Source organism: Paenarthrobacter sp. NPDC057981, assembly GCF_042886835.1.
GTDB lineage: Bacteria > Actinomycetota > Actinomycetes > Actinomycetales > Micrococcaceae > Arthrobacter.
Window position 1 is genome coordinate 1 of record NZ_JBHVQI010000009.1, and the last position, 16,681, is coordinate 16,681.

Sequence of the window (16,681 nt, forward strand, 5' to 3'; positions counted from 1 at the left end):
AGCGTCGCCATGCGGGCAACGTTGCGGTTCTCCTCGCCGGCGCCGTTCGCGTTGCCGAACACCACCTCGTCGATCCGCTCAACGTCCAAGCCGGGAGCCCGGCGAACGGACTCGCGCACAACATGGGCCGCGAGGTCATCGGGTCGGACGGCAGCAAGCCCGGAGCCGAACTTACCAAACGGCGTGCGCACGGCGTCGTACACAAATGCCTGGTTCATAAAATTTCCTTCGTTCAATCGTGGAGTTTGCTATGACCTAAGCTGCTGCGGGTGGGCGGGGTGTTGGCTGATAGGCCAGGAATTTCCAGGTTTCGCCGGTTTTGACCCAGACCGAGAGCGCATTGTTGGCCAGCGTTTTTTCGGTTCCATTGACCGTGAGGTCAGCGTTCATCTGCCCTAGGACAAGTGCGGTGTCCCCGACCAGAAGAATGTCGTCGATGGGGTGGTCGATACGGTGATACTTGTAGAAGCCTTTGCGGAGTTTGTTCAGGTAGCTCTGGAGGGTGTCCCTGTCACCGCGGGAGTGCGTGTAGACCAAATTCTGATGGCAGAGGCCTTCGAACGTGTCGTAGTCCCCGTCCACGATGGATTGATAGCGCTGCGCTTCCAGTGCTTCGATCATGTTCTTTTCGGCAGCGGTCGCGTTGTCCACAGAGCGCTCTCCTTGCTTGAGGTGTTTGACGGGGAGTTACCCTGGCACAACTTGGAGCGAAGTCGACTTCCTTGTCGTTCTCGGTCCGATAGGTGCGTAGATGCGGCTGGGCCTTCTCGCATATCTCATTCAAGTTAGTTGACATCTATGGGGCGCGTCAACTATTACTTTACGAACAGATGGACTCCGCCCTCTGTTTTGTGCGCATGGAAGCCTTGCGACGTCAGGCAGTGACTTGAAACGGCCCACTGGCGCGAAAAGATGTCCTTCTCCACTTGACGATGGCAGTGTATTTCCGTGTTCGCGTAGAGGTTAGGGTTGAGCAGACTGGACTGCGGGTGAGGGTATAACCTCCCAGTTGCACGTTTGCAGACCATGGAAAGGTCGGCAATGAGGCCGAGCAAATGAAAGGTATGTTCATGGATCTTGATCTAGCCCACAAGAAGGCCATCGTCACAGGAGCAGGCACCGGCATCGGACGCGCCACTTCCCTGCTTTTGACTGCTGAGGGTGTGACTGTAGCAGCGCTGGATATCGATGAGGCTGCACTGTTCGAGCTTCAGGAACTGGCGCGTGATCATGCCGGTCAAATAGTTCCGTCTGTCGTGGACTTCTGCGATGGTGCAGCCACTCGTCAGACTGTGGAGGGCGCGATCAGCCAGCTTGAAGGCTTGGACATACTGATTAACAACGTAGGCTCTGGGGCTGTTCGTTCTTTCGAAGACATCACGGACGAGGACTGGACAAAGACCATGGAGGTGAACTTCATGAGCTACGTGCGTACTATTCGGGCTGCCTTGCCCGCCCTCAGGGAATCTGACACCCCCTGCATTGTCAACAATGCCTCGGATTTGGCCAGGCAGCCGGAAGCCCAGCCCGTGGACTATGCAGCCAGCAAAGCTGCCGTCCTGGCTCTCACGAAATCAATTGCCCGCGCGGAGGGCCCAAGAATCCGGGTTAATGCAGTGGCGCCGGGGCCGATTTGGACTCCCTTCTGGACCAAGCCTGGCGGTTTCGCAGACACTCTGGCTTCTGTGCACGGCATGGACCCTCAGGCCGCCGTCGAACACGAGATGAAGCTGCGCCAACTCCCGTTGGAACGCCTGGGAACTCCGGAGGAAGTAGCGCGCATCATCGTTATTCTTTGCAGCCAAGTCACCAGCTTCGTCACGGGCGCAGTCTGGGGTGTGGACGGCGGGAGTATCCGGGGGTTGATTTAGCGACCGCGCTCGGCGTGGACTCTCACGCATCAACTGGCGACAGTTAGTCCAGTCCGAACAAACGGTTCTCGTTTCCTTTTGGCCTAGCTCGGCCTAATGGCGGTAAGGCAAATACGCCCCGCGGACTGTGTGCTGTATTACTTGACGGTGTGGGATGTATCACTTTACGGTGAGGATGGTTAGCGGCGGCAATGTCGACTGCAAAGCTAACCCTGCTCTGAGTCGCCGGCACCTCATTTCCTGAGGGCATTAGACAGCGATCTCATGGCAATCATCCACAGCTTTCACTTCAGGACTTAGCAAGGAGCAAAGATGCAGGATCGCAAAGGTGCCTCCGCACTTCAGCTAGGGAAACACATTGGCACTGTTGTAATCGCGGGAGCGATGTTAGCGCTCTCCGCATGTTCTGCAGGGCCAACCAGCAACACCAACAGCCCCACCGTCGGATTCTCTGCAGGTGTCCTTGATAACCCGTTCACAGCAGGGCTTGTTGCTTCGGTGGTAGACGAAGCCAACGCCTCTGGACTCAACATGTTGCCTGCGTCCAACGCGGCCGGGGATCCTGGCAAGCAAGTGACAGACGTTAACACTTTGATCTCCCAAGGCATCAAGGGCCTGGTGACGATTCCCAGGGACAGTGATGCAATCATCCCGGCCATCGAGGCTGCCAACACGGCAAATATCCCGGTCGTAACCGTAGATACTGCCGCCAATGGCGGCAAGATTTACATGAATGTCCGGGCCGACAACGTGGCGATGGGGACAAGCGTTTGCGAGCAAATCGGCAAACTTGTGGGAGGAAAAGGTACCGTCCTGGAGCTGCACGGTGCTCTGTCAACAACGTCCGGCTTTGACAGAAACAAAGGATTCACGGACTGCATGACCGCGAAGTACCCTGGGGTCGAGGTTATCCGGAAAGACACGAATTGGGATACCGCCAAGGCGGTGGAGAACGCGCAAGCCGTCCTCAGCACCACCAAGATCGATGCTGTATTCCTGGCAAGTGATTCCGTGATGCTCAATGGTGTGCAGACAGTATTGGAAAACCAAGGCAAGTGGGCTCCTGCGGGGCAGCCCGGCCATCTGCCGCTGGTGACCATCGATGGATCGAAGGGTTCCCTGGACGCTATTCGCTCCGGCCACGTCGACGCCGTCATATCCCAACCGGTTGACCTCTACGGCAAGTACGGAGTCCAGTACCTCAAGGATGCGATCGCCGGCAAGGAATACAAGGTTGGCCCTTCTGACCACGGCAGCCAGATCGTCGACTACAAGGGCAACCTCGCCGACATGCTTCCCTCCCCCGTCATCACCAAAGACAACGTCGACGATCGCAATCTGTGGGGCAACAAATGACCGTCATTCTCTCTCGACTCAATCCCGGCCCGGAAGAACGTCGGCGATTCCCTAACCGGACGACCCACTGTGCCCGGATGCTGCAAATCATAGAAGGACCGAACCGTGTCTGAGACGCTCCACGACCAAGTTCCGCGGGGACCCGCTTCGACGTCCGCCAAAACCGTCCATGCAGTCCTGGTCTCTAAGACGTCCAAGGGAGCCATTAAGGTCGAACCCGAAACAACCACCGTGCCGGCCCCCATGACCGGCCAGCTCCTCATCCGACCCGCCTACGTCGGTGTATGCGGGACTGATATCGAGATCCTTCACGGCACACTGCCCGAGTCGTTTAGAGTCATTTACCCTCACGTCATGGGCCACGAGTGGTCTGGCTACGTCGTGGAAACCGGCGACGAAGTCAAAGGATTCAAACCTGGCGATCGCGTCCTCGGCCATGGTCATCTGGGCGGCAACGACTGGTTTGGAGTCACTCACGACGGAGCGGCGGCAGAGCTCTTCACCGTACCGGCGGAGATGTGCTTCCACGTCCCGGAAACCGTAGAAATGCTTACGGCGGCCGTTATAGAGCCTTTCGCCTGTGTGCTGAATGGGTTGAGGAAAATTGGTGGCATTGCGGCGTCGGATACAGTGCATGTGCATGGCCTCGGAGCAATAGGACTGAGCGCAGTCGTTCAAGCAGTTTCCGCAGGAGCTGAAGTAGTCGCGTTTGACCCGAGTCCAATCCGGCGTAAGACAGCAATTAAGCTCGGTGCTGCGGCGGCCGTGAATCCTTTGGAGCGCCCCGACACGACAGCGGCAGCGGAGCAAGCCATCGGAAGGCAGCTTGCCGATGTAGTCGTTGAAGCATCCGGCAACTCTGCCGCGCAGGCCGCGGCCCTGGAAAGCGCCGACCATGACGGACGTGTGTTGCTGATGGGAGTGTCCACTCCGCAATTCGTGCCAGCCCGGCTAGGGCTCATCCAGGCCCGAAACCTCTCAATTACGAGCTCGACGGGGGCCCCCGTCTCAGTCTGGCCGGCCGCAATCCGCTACATAGAAAGAACACGCCTCGACTTGGGTGCGATTGTCTCCAGCGTCATTCCGTTCTCGCGGGGAGACGAAGCGCTTCAGAGGGCACAAGATTCGACCAATGAAACAAAGGTCATGCTTGCCCCGGACGAACCTTTGACCATTGGCGTAAGCCAGCCTTCAAGCTAGAACAAAGGACCAAAGTGAACGCTACAACAATCATCGAAAACCGGGACCTGCTCGCTTCTTGCTGGACGTGGGCCGGTAACGCGGCGCCTCTTCGGGGGGACGAAACCAGCCCCATCGACGTACGTACTCGAATTGAAGCAGCCGCAAAGGCGGGGTGGACAGGAGTCGGCTTCATCCATGCTGACTTGCCAGAAATAGAGGCAACCATTGGTCTCAAGGGTCTTCGTCAACTTCTGGACGACAACGGCATCAAGAACATTGAGCTCGAATTCCTTGCGGACTGGTGGAAGACCGGACCGGAGCGCGCTGAGTCAGACCGTTGGCGTGCGATCCTTTTGAACGCAGCGGAGATCCTCGGTGTAAAGACTCTCAAGATTGGAGCAGAGCTTGCCCTTGAGGGCGAACCGGCAGCCGTGGATGAAACTGCATTCCATGAGGAGTTCGATCGCCTCGCCACCCAGGCCGGGGAAGTGGGCACACGGGTGGCTCTGGAACCAATGCCGATGAATAACCTCAAGACCATTGAAATTGGTGCCAAATTCATCCAGGAAGTTAATAACCAGTTTGGTGGGCTCACAGTGGACACCTGGCACACCAGCCGTGGGGGCACGAGCTACGACGACTTGGCCAGAATTCTTCCCATGGACAAGGTCTTCATCGTTGAGATTGATGATGCTCATAGAGATGTCAGGGGTTCCCTTTGGGAAGACACCATCAATGAACGTCTCTACCCTGGGGAAGGCGATCTGGATACCGCCAAGTTTGTAAAGGCCATGTACGAGGCCGGATGGCGTGGACATTGGGGGGTAGAAATACTCTCTGAATCCCACCGACTGCTTCCTCTGGATCAAGCTCTGGCTCGAGCGCACGACACAGCCGCCGCGACCCTCGAGGCCGCTTCACAACTTATCGAAGTCTGACCTTCCGATAAGTCCCATCGGCTGAGCCTGGTCTGCGCGCTGTCCCCAACAAGCTGAGGCGGCGCGCAGACCACCGAGCACAAGAAGAGAAGCCACATGAGCGCACTTGCACCTGAGGCACGATCGGATGTTGCAATGCAACTTGGCATGCGTCTTCGTGAAGCACGCCAAAGGGCCAAACTTTCGCTTCGGGAACTTGCCCGTCGTGTGAATGTGTCCGCCAGCCTGATTTCTCAGGTGGAGCGGGGACGCACGTCGCCTTCCGTAGGCACTTTGTACGCTCTGGTATCAGAGTTGGATCTGTCTCTCGACGATGTGCTACGTGACGGCGCGGCACTGAGTCTCCCGTCCCCGGCCTCAAAAGCCAACAGGATTGAATCGGATCCCCGGGGGCCGACAAGCCAAGATCATGTTTCGTTTGATGGACCTCGTCCACTTCGCGGTCAGTCTGGGCCAGAAGTAAAGCTACCTGGTCTGCTCGAAGCCAAGGACCGGCCTAAGCTCCGGGTCGATGGGGTCCTTTGGGAACGGCTGACAGCCGAGAATGATCCCAACCTAGAGCTGGTTCAGGTCACCTACAAGAGTGGCACCCAGTCCTGCCCGCCCAATGAAATGACACGTCAGGACGGCCACGAGTACTTCCACGTGCTCAAGGGAACGCTGTGGGTCGAGGCTGGGGCAACAACGGGAGTCGTCTCCGCCGGCGACAGCATTAATTTCAGCTCTGCTGTACCTCACCGGCTAAGCAACCCGTTCCCAGAAGACTGCAGCGTAATTTGGATTGTCATTGGTCGACATAGCTAAAGCCTTCCCGAACCGACAAGACTACTCGATTGACCTCTACGAACAGACAACTCGGTGATCAACCCGCCCAGGGAGATCGAAAGGTCCGCCGCGGCACGCGGCAGCAAACACGCGGAAAATGGGTAGCTCGATAAGGCCAGACGCAGGGACTATCTAAGGTTTCATGCTGACGGGCCGCCTGCCTTAGACGGGGCCAGGACTACGAAGGAAGGTGTTCGACGACGGCCGTATCCTCGCCCGACGATCCGGTTGCCCTGGCTAGATCCAGCGGATGAGCGAAACCTTGGCGACCAACAACTGCCCAGATCGCGACGCAATCTTCAGAGGAAGTGTTACTCAGGCGGTGCGGAACATTCGAGTCAAAATTCATGCTGTCACCGGGGTAAAGTACATGCTTCTCGAAGCCGACTTGGACGTTGAGTTGGCCTGTAAGAATGTGGAAGTACTCCCAACCGCTGTGCCGCATTAGGGCATCAGCAGCACAGGATTCACTTCCAGGAGTGTAGGTAACCCGGAGGAATTCGACCAACGGATCTGCACGTTCGGTCAGGCGCTCCCAGCGGACTCCACTCATGTTGATCTCCGGGCGGTCAGTTGCCCGCTGGATGCCGGTTAGCGCGCCGCCCACTAGGGGAGCGAAGGCCTGAACGCTGGGCAACCCGCTGCCCTGAACCGTTGGAACCATGTCGGCAGGTTGAGGGGTTGGGTGCTCCCCACTCATCAGTGAATCGAGTGATAATCCCAGCTCTGAAACGATGGTGTACAGCGTTCCGATTGAGGGTACAGCCCGGCCGAGCTCCACTTGCGACATGAAGCTGGCGGAGATGCCAACTCTGCGGGCGAGTTCCCTCAAGGAAATCTTGGCTTTGGTTCTGGCAGTACGAAGTTGGCTGCCAAGTTGGGCACGGCCCTCTTCAGTGACGGGTGCAGTGTCCTGAATACTCATTTTGGACCTTTCCGGCGGTCTGTTTGTGGCATCGAGCAGGAGGATGTCCACCGCGCCGGGGGGACTCTCGTCAGTGTACAGTGGGCACATACACCACTTTAGCTTCTTCGACGCACCACCCACGTTAAATGCCGCAATGTCGCGGCGGATTGTAGACTTTAGGTTCGAAAGCCCAAGTGAGTGTTCTTGATTACTTTACGTTCCTGTCTTTTACTTTACACCCTGGCTCGGGCTGATGTCCCGGTCCTCTCCATACCACCAACCCTCCCAAGGGAAGGATTTCAGCTCGCCGCGAGGGAACTTCCCTTGGCCCGAACGGAAAGAGGGAAACCCACCGGATGCCTCGCCGCTGGCGTCAATGAGTCCGAGGAGGAGCCCACCTAGCGTTTTCATTCTTCTCCTAGGGTTTTACGGGGAGTTACCTAAGCTCGCGTGGTCACAGTGAAGTGGAAGATGCCCTAAAGGCGCATCATGAGGACGCCTTCTCTATGGCTATAGGCGCGCCGCATATCCCCGTCGGGTATGACCCAAACGATATGCGAGTTCTCCGTCTTGTTGTCAACTGTGGCCAGGAACTCCCGGCTGTCCGGGAGCACGACGGTGACCCTGTCGCCAGGAAGAAGATGGGTCCAGTTTTGTGCGAGTTCGCGGTTGGTGTTCAGAGCTCTCCCTCTCTTGTCTGGTGGTTCCTCTGGTCCGTGTCTTCCGTGCTCAGATGCCTGGCAGCGGAGCCTAGTTTCGCGGGCTTGGAGGGTCAGACGGCCGGGAAGGAGTCGCCGGCCGCCTGACCCTTAGCTACCCGAGCCTGCATGACGGGCTGCGGGGTTTTCGTGTCACAGAGGCAGTAGTTTCAGAGGTCTTGGTCCACTCTCCACCCTGAATGCCGCTCTGGACACGAGCTAGATGTCGTGGCCGTTGAGGGCCGCGGCGACGAGAGTCCGGATTCCCTCGGCGGTGACGGGGCGGGGGTTGGAGTAAGGATTGCGCGTGGCCATCTCCACGACGGTTTCGACATCGCCATCAGTCAGGCCGAGTTCCCGCAGGGAAGACGGTGCACCGAGTTCCAGGCTCAGTTTGCGCAGGTAAGCGGCAGGATTTTCGGCGCCGGTGGCGCGGCGAAGCGCTTCGACGGCTTCTGGAGCGTCGGCAGCGTTGTAATCCAAGGCATAGGGCAGAACCACTGTGTGGGTCTCGGCATGGGGAAGGTTAAAGGTGCCGCCAAGGGTGTGGCAGAGCTTGTGGTGCAGTGACATAGTTGTCGCACCCAAGGTCGCGCCACAGAGCCAGGCACCGTATAGGGCTTCCGAGCGGGCATCTGTCGCAGTCGGGTCCTTCACGATCAAGGGCAAGGCATTGACCAGCGAACGTGTTCCCTCTTCGGCCATGAGCGAGATGATCGGTGATCCGTCGGGAGCGTACAGCGCCTCGACGGCGTGGGCGATGGCATTGAAGCCGCTGGTAACCGACATACCGACGGGGAGTGTCAAGGTCAGTTCCGGGTCATAGATGACACTGGTGGGCAGAACCTTGGGGTCTCGGCCGGTCTTCTTCTCACCATCGGCTGTCAGGCCCCAGATCGGGGTCATTTCAGATCCAGCATAGGTAGTTGGTACTGCAATGATGGGTGCGCCGAATTCCAAGGCGATGGCTTTGCCGAGTCCGGTGGTAGATCCTCCCCCAACGGCAACATATCCGTCGGCTCCCGAGGCCTTTGCTACCTCGCGGGCACGATGGGCCGATTCGATCGGCACATGCATCTCGGCTTCGGCGTGCACTCCGGCGCTTAGATCACCGAGCTGATCCGATACTTCCTTGGCCAGGTCCTCCTGGAAAGGGGTTGAGAGGACCAGCACCCGGCTGAGGCCGAGTTCCTTGACCTCATCAGCGAGAGTCTTGAGTGATCCTGCGCCGAAAGCTACGCGCATCGGGAGGGCCTGGTACTGGAAGTCCTTCATCGAACGATCTCCTTGGTCTTTTCGGTGGTAGTGCTGAGGGGCTGCGCTTCGGGGTGCAACACGATGTCAATGACCCCTTCAACGAAGGGTGAGCCGACGCCGAAGCCGGTGGCGGCCGCAGGATCTGAGTTAACTGTGAACGGCTTAACGAGGCTTTCCTTGACTGCGAACACGGCGTCCGAGTCGATGTACTCGCTGCCACCGACAAAGATGTGGGTGGTCAATTCCTTGAACCCTGGCGCAGTAACGATGAAGTGGATGTGCGCTGGCCTGTAAGGGTGACGTGCGGTCGCGTTCAGCAAGCTACCCACGGGGCCATCGGTCGGGATGGGATAGTAGGCAGGAACGACGCTGCGGAAGTGGAATTCGCCGTTCTCGTCGGCGTGCAGCAGACCGCGGCCGTTGCCGATGCTTTGGATGCCGGGCTGCTGGACATCGTAGAAGCCCTTGGTGTTTGCCTGCCAGACATCGATCTGGGCCCCAGGGATGGGCTCTCCTGAGACTGAGACGATCTTTCCCCGCACGACGCAGATGTCGCCTTCGCTTTCGGGTGAGACGTTGTCGCCGAGAGCCCGTGCCGGGGACTCGACCATGTGGAAGGGACCGAGCACAGTTGAGTCTGTGGCGTCAGGGGTTTCAGCGTCGTTGATGGTTTCGACCATCATGGAAACGCCCAGGACATCCGAGAGCAGGATGAATTCCTGGCGAACGTCGTCGCATTTCTGTCCAGTGGCGGTCAGGAAGTCGATTGCAGCTTCCCATTCTTCGATGCTGGGGCTGACCTCACGGACGAACGTGTGCAGGTTGCGGGTCAGACTCTCCAAGATCTCTTTTAGCCGGTCGTCCGGGGTGTTCTTGAAGCTGTCGATGACCGCCGCGGTGAGTGTCTCGGGTCCTAGGTCCGTGCTCATTGTGGACGTTCTCCCTGTATCGGTGTTCTTGTGGTATTCCGGCCCCTTGGGGCCATGAAACGTGCCGGGGCCGGTGGGCTTTTACCGGTCCCGGCACGGGCGTTAGATGAAGAGCATCCCGCCATCAATCAGTGGCGACTGGCCCGTCATGTAGTCCGAATCCGGTCCGGCAAGGTAGGCGACGAAACCTGCAACGTCTTCGGGCGTCGAAGGCCGGCCAAGTGCGATACCGCTGGCTTGGTTCTTAAAGGAATCCCCGATGGCAACCCCGTCGCGTTCGGCCATGATGCGGTCGATCTGCTCCCACATCTCCGTGCCCACAGTCCCTGGAGAGTATGCGTTGACGGTAATTCCGTAACGGGCATATTCCTGAGCGGCGGCCTGCGTGAGGCCGCGGACTGCGAACTTGGTGGCCGAGTAGACCCCGAATATCGGCTGGCCTTTGTGGGCCGAAATCGAAGCAGCGTTAATGATCTTGCCCTTGACGCCGCGCTTGATGAAACTAGCAGCTGCGGCCTGAATACCCCAGAGCACACCGCCGATGTTGATGTTGTTGATCTTTTCGAAGTCGGCAGGTTTGACGTCAAGCAAGGGCAGTACTTGGGCGATGCCGGCATTGTTGATCATGATATCGAAGCCGTTCAGCTCCTTCTCGGCACGTTCAACGGCAGCGTGCAGGGAATCACGGTCGCTAACGTCCGTCGATGTAGCGTAGCCGCGCCGACCCATGGTCTCAATTTCGGCGATGACCATCTGGGCTTTCTCGATGTTGAGGTCGAGGATGGCGATGTCGGCTCCGTCTTTGGCAAGACGCAGGGCGATGGCCCTGCCAATGCCTTGGCCTGCGCCGGTAATGATGGCGACTTTGCCTGCGAGTGGGGTGCTCACGAGTTCTCCTTTGAAGCAGTGGAAACAGTTATTGGGCGGTGTATCCGCCGTCGATGACGAGTTCTGTGCCTGTGACGAAGCGGGACTCATCTGATGCCAGGTACAGCACCCCATAGGCGATGTCTTCAGGTTCTCCGATATGCCCGACGGGGTGAAGGGCAATCATGTCGTCCAGATAGCCCGGGATCTCGTCGGCCTTGCGGAGATTGAACTCGGTCATGATGCTTCCGGGGCATACCGCGTTGACCCTGATACCTTCTGGTGCGTAGGTGACGGCATCGGTCTTGGCCATGAGGCGGACTGCACCTTTGGCTGCGTGGTAGCTGGGGGCGTCAGCGTTGCCGATCAACCCGTAGATGGATGAGATGTTCACGATGCTCTTCCCACCGGGTGTCCGGCGTTGGTAGGGGACAGCGTGCTTGGTGCACAGGAAGGGTCCTTGAACGTTGACGGCGAACATGGACTGCCATTCGGCGAGATCGACCTCATCCGTCGCCTGCGGTGGGCCGGAGACGCCGGCATTGTTCACCAGGACATGCAACGCCCCCCACTTGTTCCAGACTGCCTCCATGGCGGTGGCCACCGATTCCTCGTTCGTGACGTCGACTGTCTGCGCTATCACGTCGAGGCCTTGCTTCGCGAGCTCGGCGGCCGTTGCAGCTGCTGCTTCCCCGCGTATGTCGAACACGGCTACCCTGGCCCCGTGCTTGGCGAGCATTTCAGTGATGCCGCGGCCGATGCCGTCGGCGCCGCCGGTCACGACCGCGACTTTCCCTGCCAGCCGGGGTCCGGATGTTGTGGTGCTCACGCCTACAGGCTCATTTCGATGTGCAGTACTGACAGCTCGTCAGCTGCTTCGAGGCGCACGCGGCCGCCGGAGGGGATGGCGAAGGCCCCCTGTGCCTTGACCGGGAAGGTCGCGCCGTCTCCGTTGTGGATGGTGCCGGTGCCGGCGATGACGAAGCAGGCATGTTCGACCGATACGGATTCGAGTTCCAGCGCCTCGCCTGCGGCGACTTTTTCCACCCGGATGTCGTTCCAGGGTCCTTCCATCACTTCGGTGATGTTGCTTGGTTCGTTGAAGAGGTTTACGAATTTCTTGGACATCAGGTGTTTCCTTTCAGCGTCGCTTACGCGCCGACTTCGGTCGGGCGGTATCCGGGGAGGCGCTCGACTATGGAGGGCGGCAAGGCTTCAACGACGATGAATTCCAGGTCCACGTCGCCGGTGTTCTCGATGGAGTGCCGGCTGTTGAGCGGGGTCATGATGAGGTCGCCCGGGCCCACCTCGCGCTCTTCGTCATCCAGTTTCATCCAGCCCTTGCCGCTGACGACGAAGTAGATTTCTTCGGTGCGGGTGTGGATGTGCTCGCCGATCAGGCCGCCGACTTCGAGGCGGTTGTGCTCGAAGGAGTCCCAGTCCGCGTGAAGCATCAGGCCGGTGACGAAGCGCTTCCAGTGGTCGACGCCGCGTCCGCCGTGGAGGCCGTGCAGGGCGCTGGGGGCGCCAGTGTCAGACAGTACCAGTGGAGTACTCAAGGTTATGGTCCTTTCGTAGGGGTTATACCGCGCGGCGGGTGTCCCGCGTTCCGGTGAAGTGGTTGACGAGCAACGCGATCATGATGATGGCGCCGTAGGTCGCCTGGACCCAGTAGCTGGGAACCCGGGAGAGGGTGAGGATGTTCTCGATGAGGCTGAGCATCACGACGCCGAGGAAGGCCCCGATCATCGAGCCCTTGCCGCCGTTGAGGCTGATGCCGCCGATAACTGCTGCTGCGAACACCGTGAAGATCAGGCCATCACCCTGGTTGGAGGTGGCCGAGGCGATACGTGCCGTCATCATGAATCCGGCGAAGGCGGCAATGATCGCACCAGCGACGAACACAGAGATGGTCAGGCGTTTCGTCTTGATACCTGCGGCTTCCGCTGCGGCCTCGTTGCCGCCCATGGCGTAGAGCTTCCTTCCTACCGGGTGACTGCGCATGAAAAGCCAGGCGACAGCGAAAATGAGGATGAAAAGCCAAACCTGGATAGAGACACCGAAGATGCTCGTGGTTCCGAGGAAGCGCATGGCCGGCGGCAGGGCGCTGAGGGTTTGGCCGCCCGAGAGGCCCATGGTGAAGCCGCGCAGCAGGATCAGCATGGCCAGAGTGACGATGAAGGCGTTCAGCTTCAGCTTAGCGACGAGGAAGCCGTTGACGAGCCCGACAACAATGGCGACCACGAAGCCGATGGCGATAGCCAGGGCAGGAGGCCATTCCAGGCCTCCACCGCCCAGCGCGTCCGGGATGATCAGCCAAGCCGCGAGCATGGGAGCGAAGCCGACGATTGATTCGAGCGAAAGGTCGAAGTACCCCGAAATGAGGATAATGCTTTCGGCTACAACGACGACGCCCAGGACCGCTGAGGTCACAAGCACGTTATTGACTAGGTTGTTCACGGTCAGGAACTGGGGCGAGAGGATGTAGCCGACGATGAGCACGGCAATGATGGCAGGAATCAGCGCGAATTCGCGCATGACGCTGGACTGCTTCATCTGCTGCCACTTCGAGGGCGCACTGGCTGCCGGACGGCTCGCCAAAGTGGTGGTGGACATGGGTTACTCCTGTATTTCGGGGGAATTGGTGGAGGAAGCTGATTCCCCACTCTGCACACTCTTGATGAGCTCGTCTTCGGCGAATCCGCGCTTGAACTCCGCTGCCTGCCGGCCCTTGTACATGGCGAAGACGCGGTCGCAGATCCTGAGGTCATCGTCATCGGAAGAGATGACGATGACGGACTTTCCTTGCCGCGTGAGGCCGGCGAGGGTTTGATAGATCGATTCCTTGGCCGCGATATCAACGCCTGCTGTCGGGTTGATCACGACCACGGTGTCCGGGTCCGAAGCCAGGGCCCGGGCCAGCACCACTTTCTGCTGGTTGCCGCCCGAGAGTTCCTCCACGTTCTGGGTGGGTCCGCTGCAGACAATCGACCAGGTGCTGGAGAGCTTCTCAAAGGTGGTCCTGCGTGATTTTTCATCGACCAGCCCGAAGCGGTTCCGGATCCGGTGAAGAATCGTCAAGGTGGCGTTTTCTTCGATGGACATCTCCGGAACGTAACCGTTGACGTGCCGGTCCTCTGGCACGAAACCAATTCCTGCTTTGATGGCTGCGAGGGCGTGACCTGCCGGAAGTTCGGTCGAGCGGTGGACGATCTTGCCCTTGCTGGGTGTCAGCTGCCCTGCGATCGCCTGACCGATCTGGACATGGCCGGCACCGTCCAGACCGGTCAGACCGATGCACTCCCCGGCCTGGATCTGTACGTTGAAGCCGCGGACGCGGTCCGTTACGTGCAGATCCTCGATGGCTAGCTGAATGTCTCCGGTCAGCTCGTATGGCGTCTCGGCTTGCCGCTCGGTCTTCGGGGTTCCTTGGCTTCCGGTCATGGTCTGGATCAGTTCGTCCATGGTCATGTCCGGTACGGGCTTGCTGAGCACGTCGCTGCCATCGCGCAGGATCGTTACGTGGTCGCAGATCTCAAAGATCTCCTCGAGGTGGTGTGAGACGTAGATGATCGTGACACCACTGCTCTTGAGTTTCCTGATCTGGTGGAAGAGCTCTTCAACGCCGCCTCCGTCCAGGCCTGCGGTGGGCTCATCGAGCAACAGAATTCGCGGCCCGCGCGAGAGGGCTCGACAGACCTCGACAATCTTCCGCTCGATGGGCTCGAGATCGGCGACCAAGCGTTCGGCCAAGGCGCCGTGGCCCCACTCTTCCAGCAGCTCAAGGGCTTTGCTGTTGATTTGCTTCCAGTCGACGAGGCCGAATTTGGTGCGGGGGTATGCACCGAGTGTGATGTTTTCGGCGACAGTGAGGTCGGGCACGAGCGTGCTCTTTTGGTAGACGCAGGCGATCAGTTCCTGATCGGGGGCTGATTCGACTTCTTCGCCGCCCGAGATTTGGATGCTGCCTTCGTCTGCCTTCTCCAGGCCGGTAAGGATCGCGATGAGGGTTGATTTTCCCGCACCGTTGCGGCCCAGAAGTGCGTGGCACTCCCCGCGGGAGACCAGAAGGTCAACACCGCGGAGGGCTCGTGTAGGGCCGAAGCTCTTGACGAGTCCTCGGATGTCGATGGTGGCGTCGCGTTCGCGTTGCAATGGTTCAGTTCCTTCTGACAAAGTCCGCATGGTTCGTGCCCACCTCCTGTTCGTCTAGTTGTTGTTGCCCAGAAAGTCTGGCTACTTCTTTGCGTTGCCCCACAGTGACGTGGCGTCAACGTTTTCCTTGGTGACAACAGTGGCCGGCAGCATGTCGGCGAGATTGCCCTTGTAGTCGACGATCTCGCTGTTGTGATCGGTGGGGCCGGTCTTGTATTGCTTGCCTGCCAAGGCGTCCTTGAGGTAGGAAACGGCGTACTTGCCGTAGAGGTCGACAGGCTGGGAGATCACGGCGTCAACGTATCCATCACGCACGGCTTGGAGTGAACCAGCGGTTCCGTCGATGGTGACCAGCGGGACGTGTCCTGCTTCGCCAGCCTTGAACAACTTGCCGTTGTCCTTCATCACTGACTGGACACCATTGAGCATGACGGAGTCACTGGCGAGGAAGATGCCGTCGTAGGAGCTGGTGGTGAGCTGGGTCTGGGCGACGTTCACCGCCTGGTCGGTCTTCCACTTAGCGTCCTTGGAGACGACCTCAATGCCGGGGAACTTCTCCTTGATGCACTCGTTGAAGCCCTTGTTCCGGTCGTACCCGGAGCTCGTCCCGAGGTCGCCATGGATCTCAAGGATCCGGCCCTTGCCGCCGGTCAGCTTGCCCAGCTGCTCGCAGACCTTTACACCCATATCGACGTTGTTGGCGCGGATGTTCATGTAAACCTTGCCGCCGTTCGCGGCGACGTCGGTCGTGATCACGGGCACATTCTGGGCATTGGCTGCCTCGATGGCCGGAACGATGGCGTCGCTATCAGTCGGGAACATCACGATGCCCTTGGCGCCCTGGGACAGCAATGTATTGACGTCAGTAACTTGCTTGGCGGGGTCGCTCTGGGCGTCTGTTGCCGGCATCATGCTCAGGCCACTACCAGAGGTGTTGGCTTCCTTGATAACAGCGTTAACAAGGCCGGAGTTGAACGGGGAGTCCAAGAAGCCTGCAGAGAAACCCACGTTGGTTGCCCCCGCATCAGCACCTGCCGTGTCGCCACGATTGCATCCGGTCAGTGCCACTGCAACGGAAACAGCCAGTACGGCGGCCGCGGTGTAAGGGGTCTTTTTCACTGGTCTTACTCCTTTGTAGAACGGTGTTGGAAATATTGGTGTTGGGGACGCTGCTTTTCGCTCAGCTGCTCTGCTGGGGAATCACGGTTGGTGCAGGCGTTGGTTGATATGCGAGGAACTTCCACTGGTCTGCTTCCCGAACCCAGACGGCAAGGGAGGTATTGTCCAGTCTTTTCGGGGTCCCATTGATAGTTAGATCGGCGGTCATCCGGCCTACTACGAGGGCTACATCCCCGATGACAATGATCTGATCCACCGGGTGGGAGATCCGGCTGTAGTTGTAGACTCCTCGGCGAACTTTGCCGAGGTAGGAATCCAACGTGTCTCGGGACCCGTCAGAATGGGTATAGACGAGTCGTTCGTGACAGAGACTGGCGAACTTCTCCAAGTCACCTTCGACGATGGCGTCGAATCTCTCGTGCTCCAGGGCTTCAATTTCTGTGTGGGGCGTTGTATCTCCTGGCGGAGCGTGTGAAGAGCGAAGTTCCATGGTGTGTCCCTGTTGTGATTCCACGACAAACGTCGGGAGGTAGATCTTGGGTGTGTGCGGTGAGAGGAAGGGTGTTTCCTGAAAGAG

Annotated in this window: 18 protein-coding genes and 1 pseudogene; 5 read left to right on the forward strand and 14 right to left on the reverse strand. The window is 59.0% G+C overall.

The genetic code is table 11. The features are described 5' to 3' along the window. Together ACFVSI_RS10340 and ACFVSI_RS10345 are read right to left on the reverse strand one after the other, a co-directional pair. Positions 1–218 (reverse strand): annotated as a pseudogene (locus ACFVSI_RS10340) (3-oxoadipyl-CoA thiolase); the annotation flags it as partial. A 37-nt stretch (positions 219–255) separates the two neighbouring features. Next, the gene (locus ACFVSI_RS10345; RefSeq protein WP_387822784.1) at positions 256–651 is read right to left on the reverse strand and encodes a nuclear transport factor 2 family protein; all 396 of its coding nucleotides are present in this window, start codon (positions 649–651) and stop codon (positions 256–258) included. Positions 652–1,070: 419 nt separating this feature from the next. Between ACFVSI_RS10345 and ACFVSI_RS10350 the strand changes: the two genes are divergently transcribed. The 5 genes from ACFVSI_RS10350 to ACFVSI_RS10370 all read left to right on the forward strand — a co-directional run bounded on the left by ACFVSI_RS10350 (position 1,071) and on the right by ACFVSI_RS10370 (position 6,151). Next, positions 1,071–1,871 (forward strand): SDR family NAD(P)-dependent oxidoreductase, encoded by an 801-nt coding sequence (locus ACFVSI_RS10350; protein WP_387822786.1) that lies wholly within the window; start codon positions 1,071–1,073, stop codon positions 1,869–1,871. Positions 1,872–2,183: 312 nt separating this feature from the next. Further along, complete coding sequence (locus ACFVSI_RS10355) at positions 2,184–3,227, forward strand: sugar ABC transporter substrate-binding protein (protein ID WP_387822788.1); 1,044 nt, start codon at positions 2,184–2,186, stop codon at positions 3,225–3,227. Positions 3,228–3,332: 105 nt separating this feature from the next. Then, the gene (locus ACFVSI_RS10360; protein WP_387822791.1) at positions 3,333–4,427 is read left to right on the forward strand and encodes a zinc-binding dehydrogenase; all 1,095 of its coding nucleotides are present in this window, start codon (positions 3,333–3,335) and stop codon (positions 4,425–4,427) included. Between the two features lie 14 nt (positions 4,428–4,441). Beyond that, a complete protein-coding gene (locus ACFVSI_RS10365; protein ID WP_387822794.1) occupies positions 4,442–5,347 on the forward strand; it encodes a sugar phosphate isomerase/epimerase family protein in 906 nt (301 codons plus the stop codon). A 96-nt stretch (positions 5,348–5,443) separates the two neighbouring features. Further along, positions 5,444–6,151: a helix-turn-helix domain-containing protein gene (locus ACFVSI_RS10370; RefSeq protein ID WP_387822796.1), complete on the forward strand. Its 708-nt coding sequence runs from the start codon at positions 5,444–5,446 to the stop codon at positions 6,149–6,151. 199 nt (positions 6,152–6,350) lie between these two features. On the opposite strand, the gene ACFVSI_RS10375 is transcribed toward ACFVSI_RS10370, so the two are convergent. The 12 genes from ACFVSI_RS10375 to ACFVSI_RS10430 form a co-directional block, all read right to left on the reverse strand. Continuing rightward, positions 6,351–7,148, reverse strand: coding sequence for a helix-turn-helix domain-containing protein (locus tag ACFVSI_RS10375; RefSeq protein ID WP_387822799.1), 798 nt, complete (start codon positions 7,146–7,148; stop codon positions 6,351–6,353). A 159-nt stretch (positions 7,149–7,307) separates the two neighbouring features. After that, positions 7,308–7,490: a hypothetical protein gene (locus tag ACFVSI_RS10380; protein ID WP_387822802.1), complete on the reverse strand. Its 183-nt coding sequence runs from the start codon at positions 7,488–7,490 to the stop codon at positions 7,308–7,310. Positions 7,491–7,996: 506 nt separating this feature from the next. Further along, a complete protein-coding gene (locus ACFVSI_RS10385) occupies positions 7,997–9,052 on the reverse strand; it encodes a maleylacetate reductase (protein ID WP_387822805.1) in 1,056 nt (351 codons plus the stop codon). Further along, positions 9,049–9,963, reverse strand: coding sequence for a dioxygenase (locus ACFVSI_RS10390; RefSeq protein WP_387822807.1), 915 nt, complete (start codon positions 9,961–9,963; stop codon positions 9,049–9,051). The genes ACFVSI_RS10385 and ACFVSI_RS10390 overlap by 4 nt, the downstream gene beginning before the upstream one ends. Before the next feature lie 102 nt (positions 9,964–10,065). Beyond that, positions 10,066–10,851 carry an acetoin reductase gene (locus ACFVSI_RS10395; RefSeq protein ID WP_387822810.1) on the reverse strand — a complete coding sequence of 262 codons (786 nt, stop codon included), beginning with the start codon at positions 10,849–10,851 and terminating at the stop codon, positions 10,066–10,068. 28 nt (positions 10,852–10,879) lie between these two features. Beyond that, positions 10,880–11,659, reverse strand: a complete 780-nt coding sequence (locus ACFVSI_RS10400) for an SDR family NAD(P)-dependent oxidoreductase (protein ID WP_387822813.1) — start codon at positions 11,657–11,659, stop codon at positions 10,880–10,882. A 2-nt stretch (positions 11,660–11,661) separates the two neighbouring features. Further along, positions 11,662–11,958: a hypothetical protein gene (locus tag ACFVSI_RS10405; protein WP_387822816.1), complete on the reverse strand. Its 297-nt coding sequence runs from the start codon at positions 11,956–11,958 to the stop codon at positions 11,662–11,664. A 23-nt stretch (positions 11,959–11,981) separates the two neighbouring features. Beyond that, positions 11,982–12,389, reverse strand: coding sequence for a cupin domain-containing protein (locus ACFVSI_RS10410; RefSeq protein WP_387822819.1), 408 nt, complete (start codon positions 12,387–12,389; stop codon positions 11,982–11,984). Between the two features lie 22 nt (positions 12,390–12,411). Continuing rightward, positions 12,412–13,446 carry an ABC transporter permease gene (locus ACFVSI_RS10415; protein ID WP_387822822.1) on the reverse strand — a complete coding sequence of 345 codons (1,035 nt, stop codon included), beginning with the start codon at positions 13,444–13,446 and terminating at the stop codon, positions 12,412–12,414. 3 nt (positions 13,447–13,449) lie between these two features. Beyond that, the gene (locus tag ACFVSI_RS10420) at positions 13,450–14,985 is read right to left on the reverse strand and encodes a sugar ABC transporter ATP-binding protein (protein WP_387822825.1); all 1,536 of its coding nucleotides are present in this window, start codon (positions 14,983–14,985) and stop codon (positions 13,450–13,452) included. Positions 14,986–15,066: 81 nt separating this feature from the next. Further along, positions 15,067–16,104, reverse strand: a complete 1,038-nt coding sequence (locus ACFVSI_RS10425) for a sugar ABC transporter substrate-binding protein (RefSeq protein ID WP_387822828.1) — start codon at positions 16,102–16,104, stop codon at positions 15,067–15,069. 61 nt (positions 16,105–16,165) lie between these two features. Next, on the reverse strand, positions 16,166–16,594 hold the full coding sequence (locus ACFVSI_RS10430) for a nuclear transport factor 2 family protein (protein ID WP_387822831.1): 429 nt from the start codon (positions 16,592–16,594) through the stop codon (positions 16,166–16,168). Positions 16,595–16,681: the final 87 nt, after the last annotated feature.

Coding starts and splice junctions, on each gene's coding strand:
- ACFVSI_RS10350 (WP_387822786.1), top strand. CDS start 1,071: ATGGATCTTGATCTAGCCCACAAGAAGGCCATCGTCACAGGAGCAGGC.
- ACFVSI_RS10355 (WP_387822788.1), top strand. CDS start 2,184: ATGCAGGATCGCAAAGGTGCCTCCGCACTTCAGCTAGGGAAACACATT.
- ACFVSI_RS10370 (WP_387822796.1), top strand. CDS start 5,444: ATGAGCGCACTTGCACCTGAGGCACGATCGGATGTTGCAATGCAACTT.
- ACFVSI_RS10380 (WP_387822802.1), bottom strand. CDS start 7,490: ATGAAAACGCTAGGTGGGCTCCTCCTCGGACTCATTGACGCCAGCGGC.
- ACFVSI_RS10385 (WP_387822805.1), bottom strand. CDS start 9,052: ATGAAGGACTTCCAGTACCAGGCCCTCCCGATGCGCGTAGCTTTCGGC.
- ACFVSI_RS10390 (WP_387822807.1), bottom strand. CDS start 9,963: ATGAGCACGGACCTAGGACCCGAGACACTCACCGCGGCGGTCATCGAC.
- ACFVSI_RS10405 (WP_387822816.1), bottom strand. CDS start 11,958: ATGTCCAAGAAATTCGTAAACCTCTTCAACGAACCAAGCAACATCACC.
- ACFVSI_RS10415 (WP_387822822.1), bottom strand. CDS start 13,446: ATGTCCACCACCACTTTGGCGAGCCGTCCGGCAGCCAGTGCGCCCTCG.
- ACFVSI_RS10430 (WP_387822831.1), bottom strand. CDS start 16,594: ATGGAACTTCGCTCTTCACACGCTCCGCCAGGAGATACAACGCCCCAC.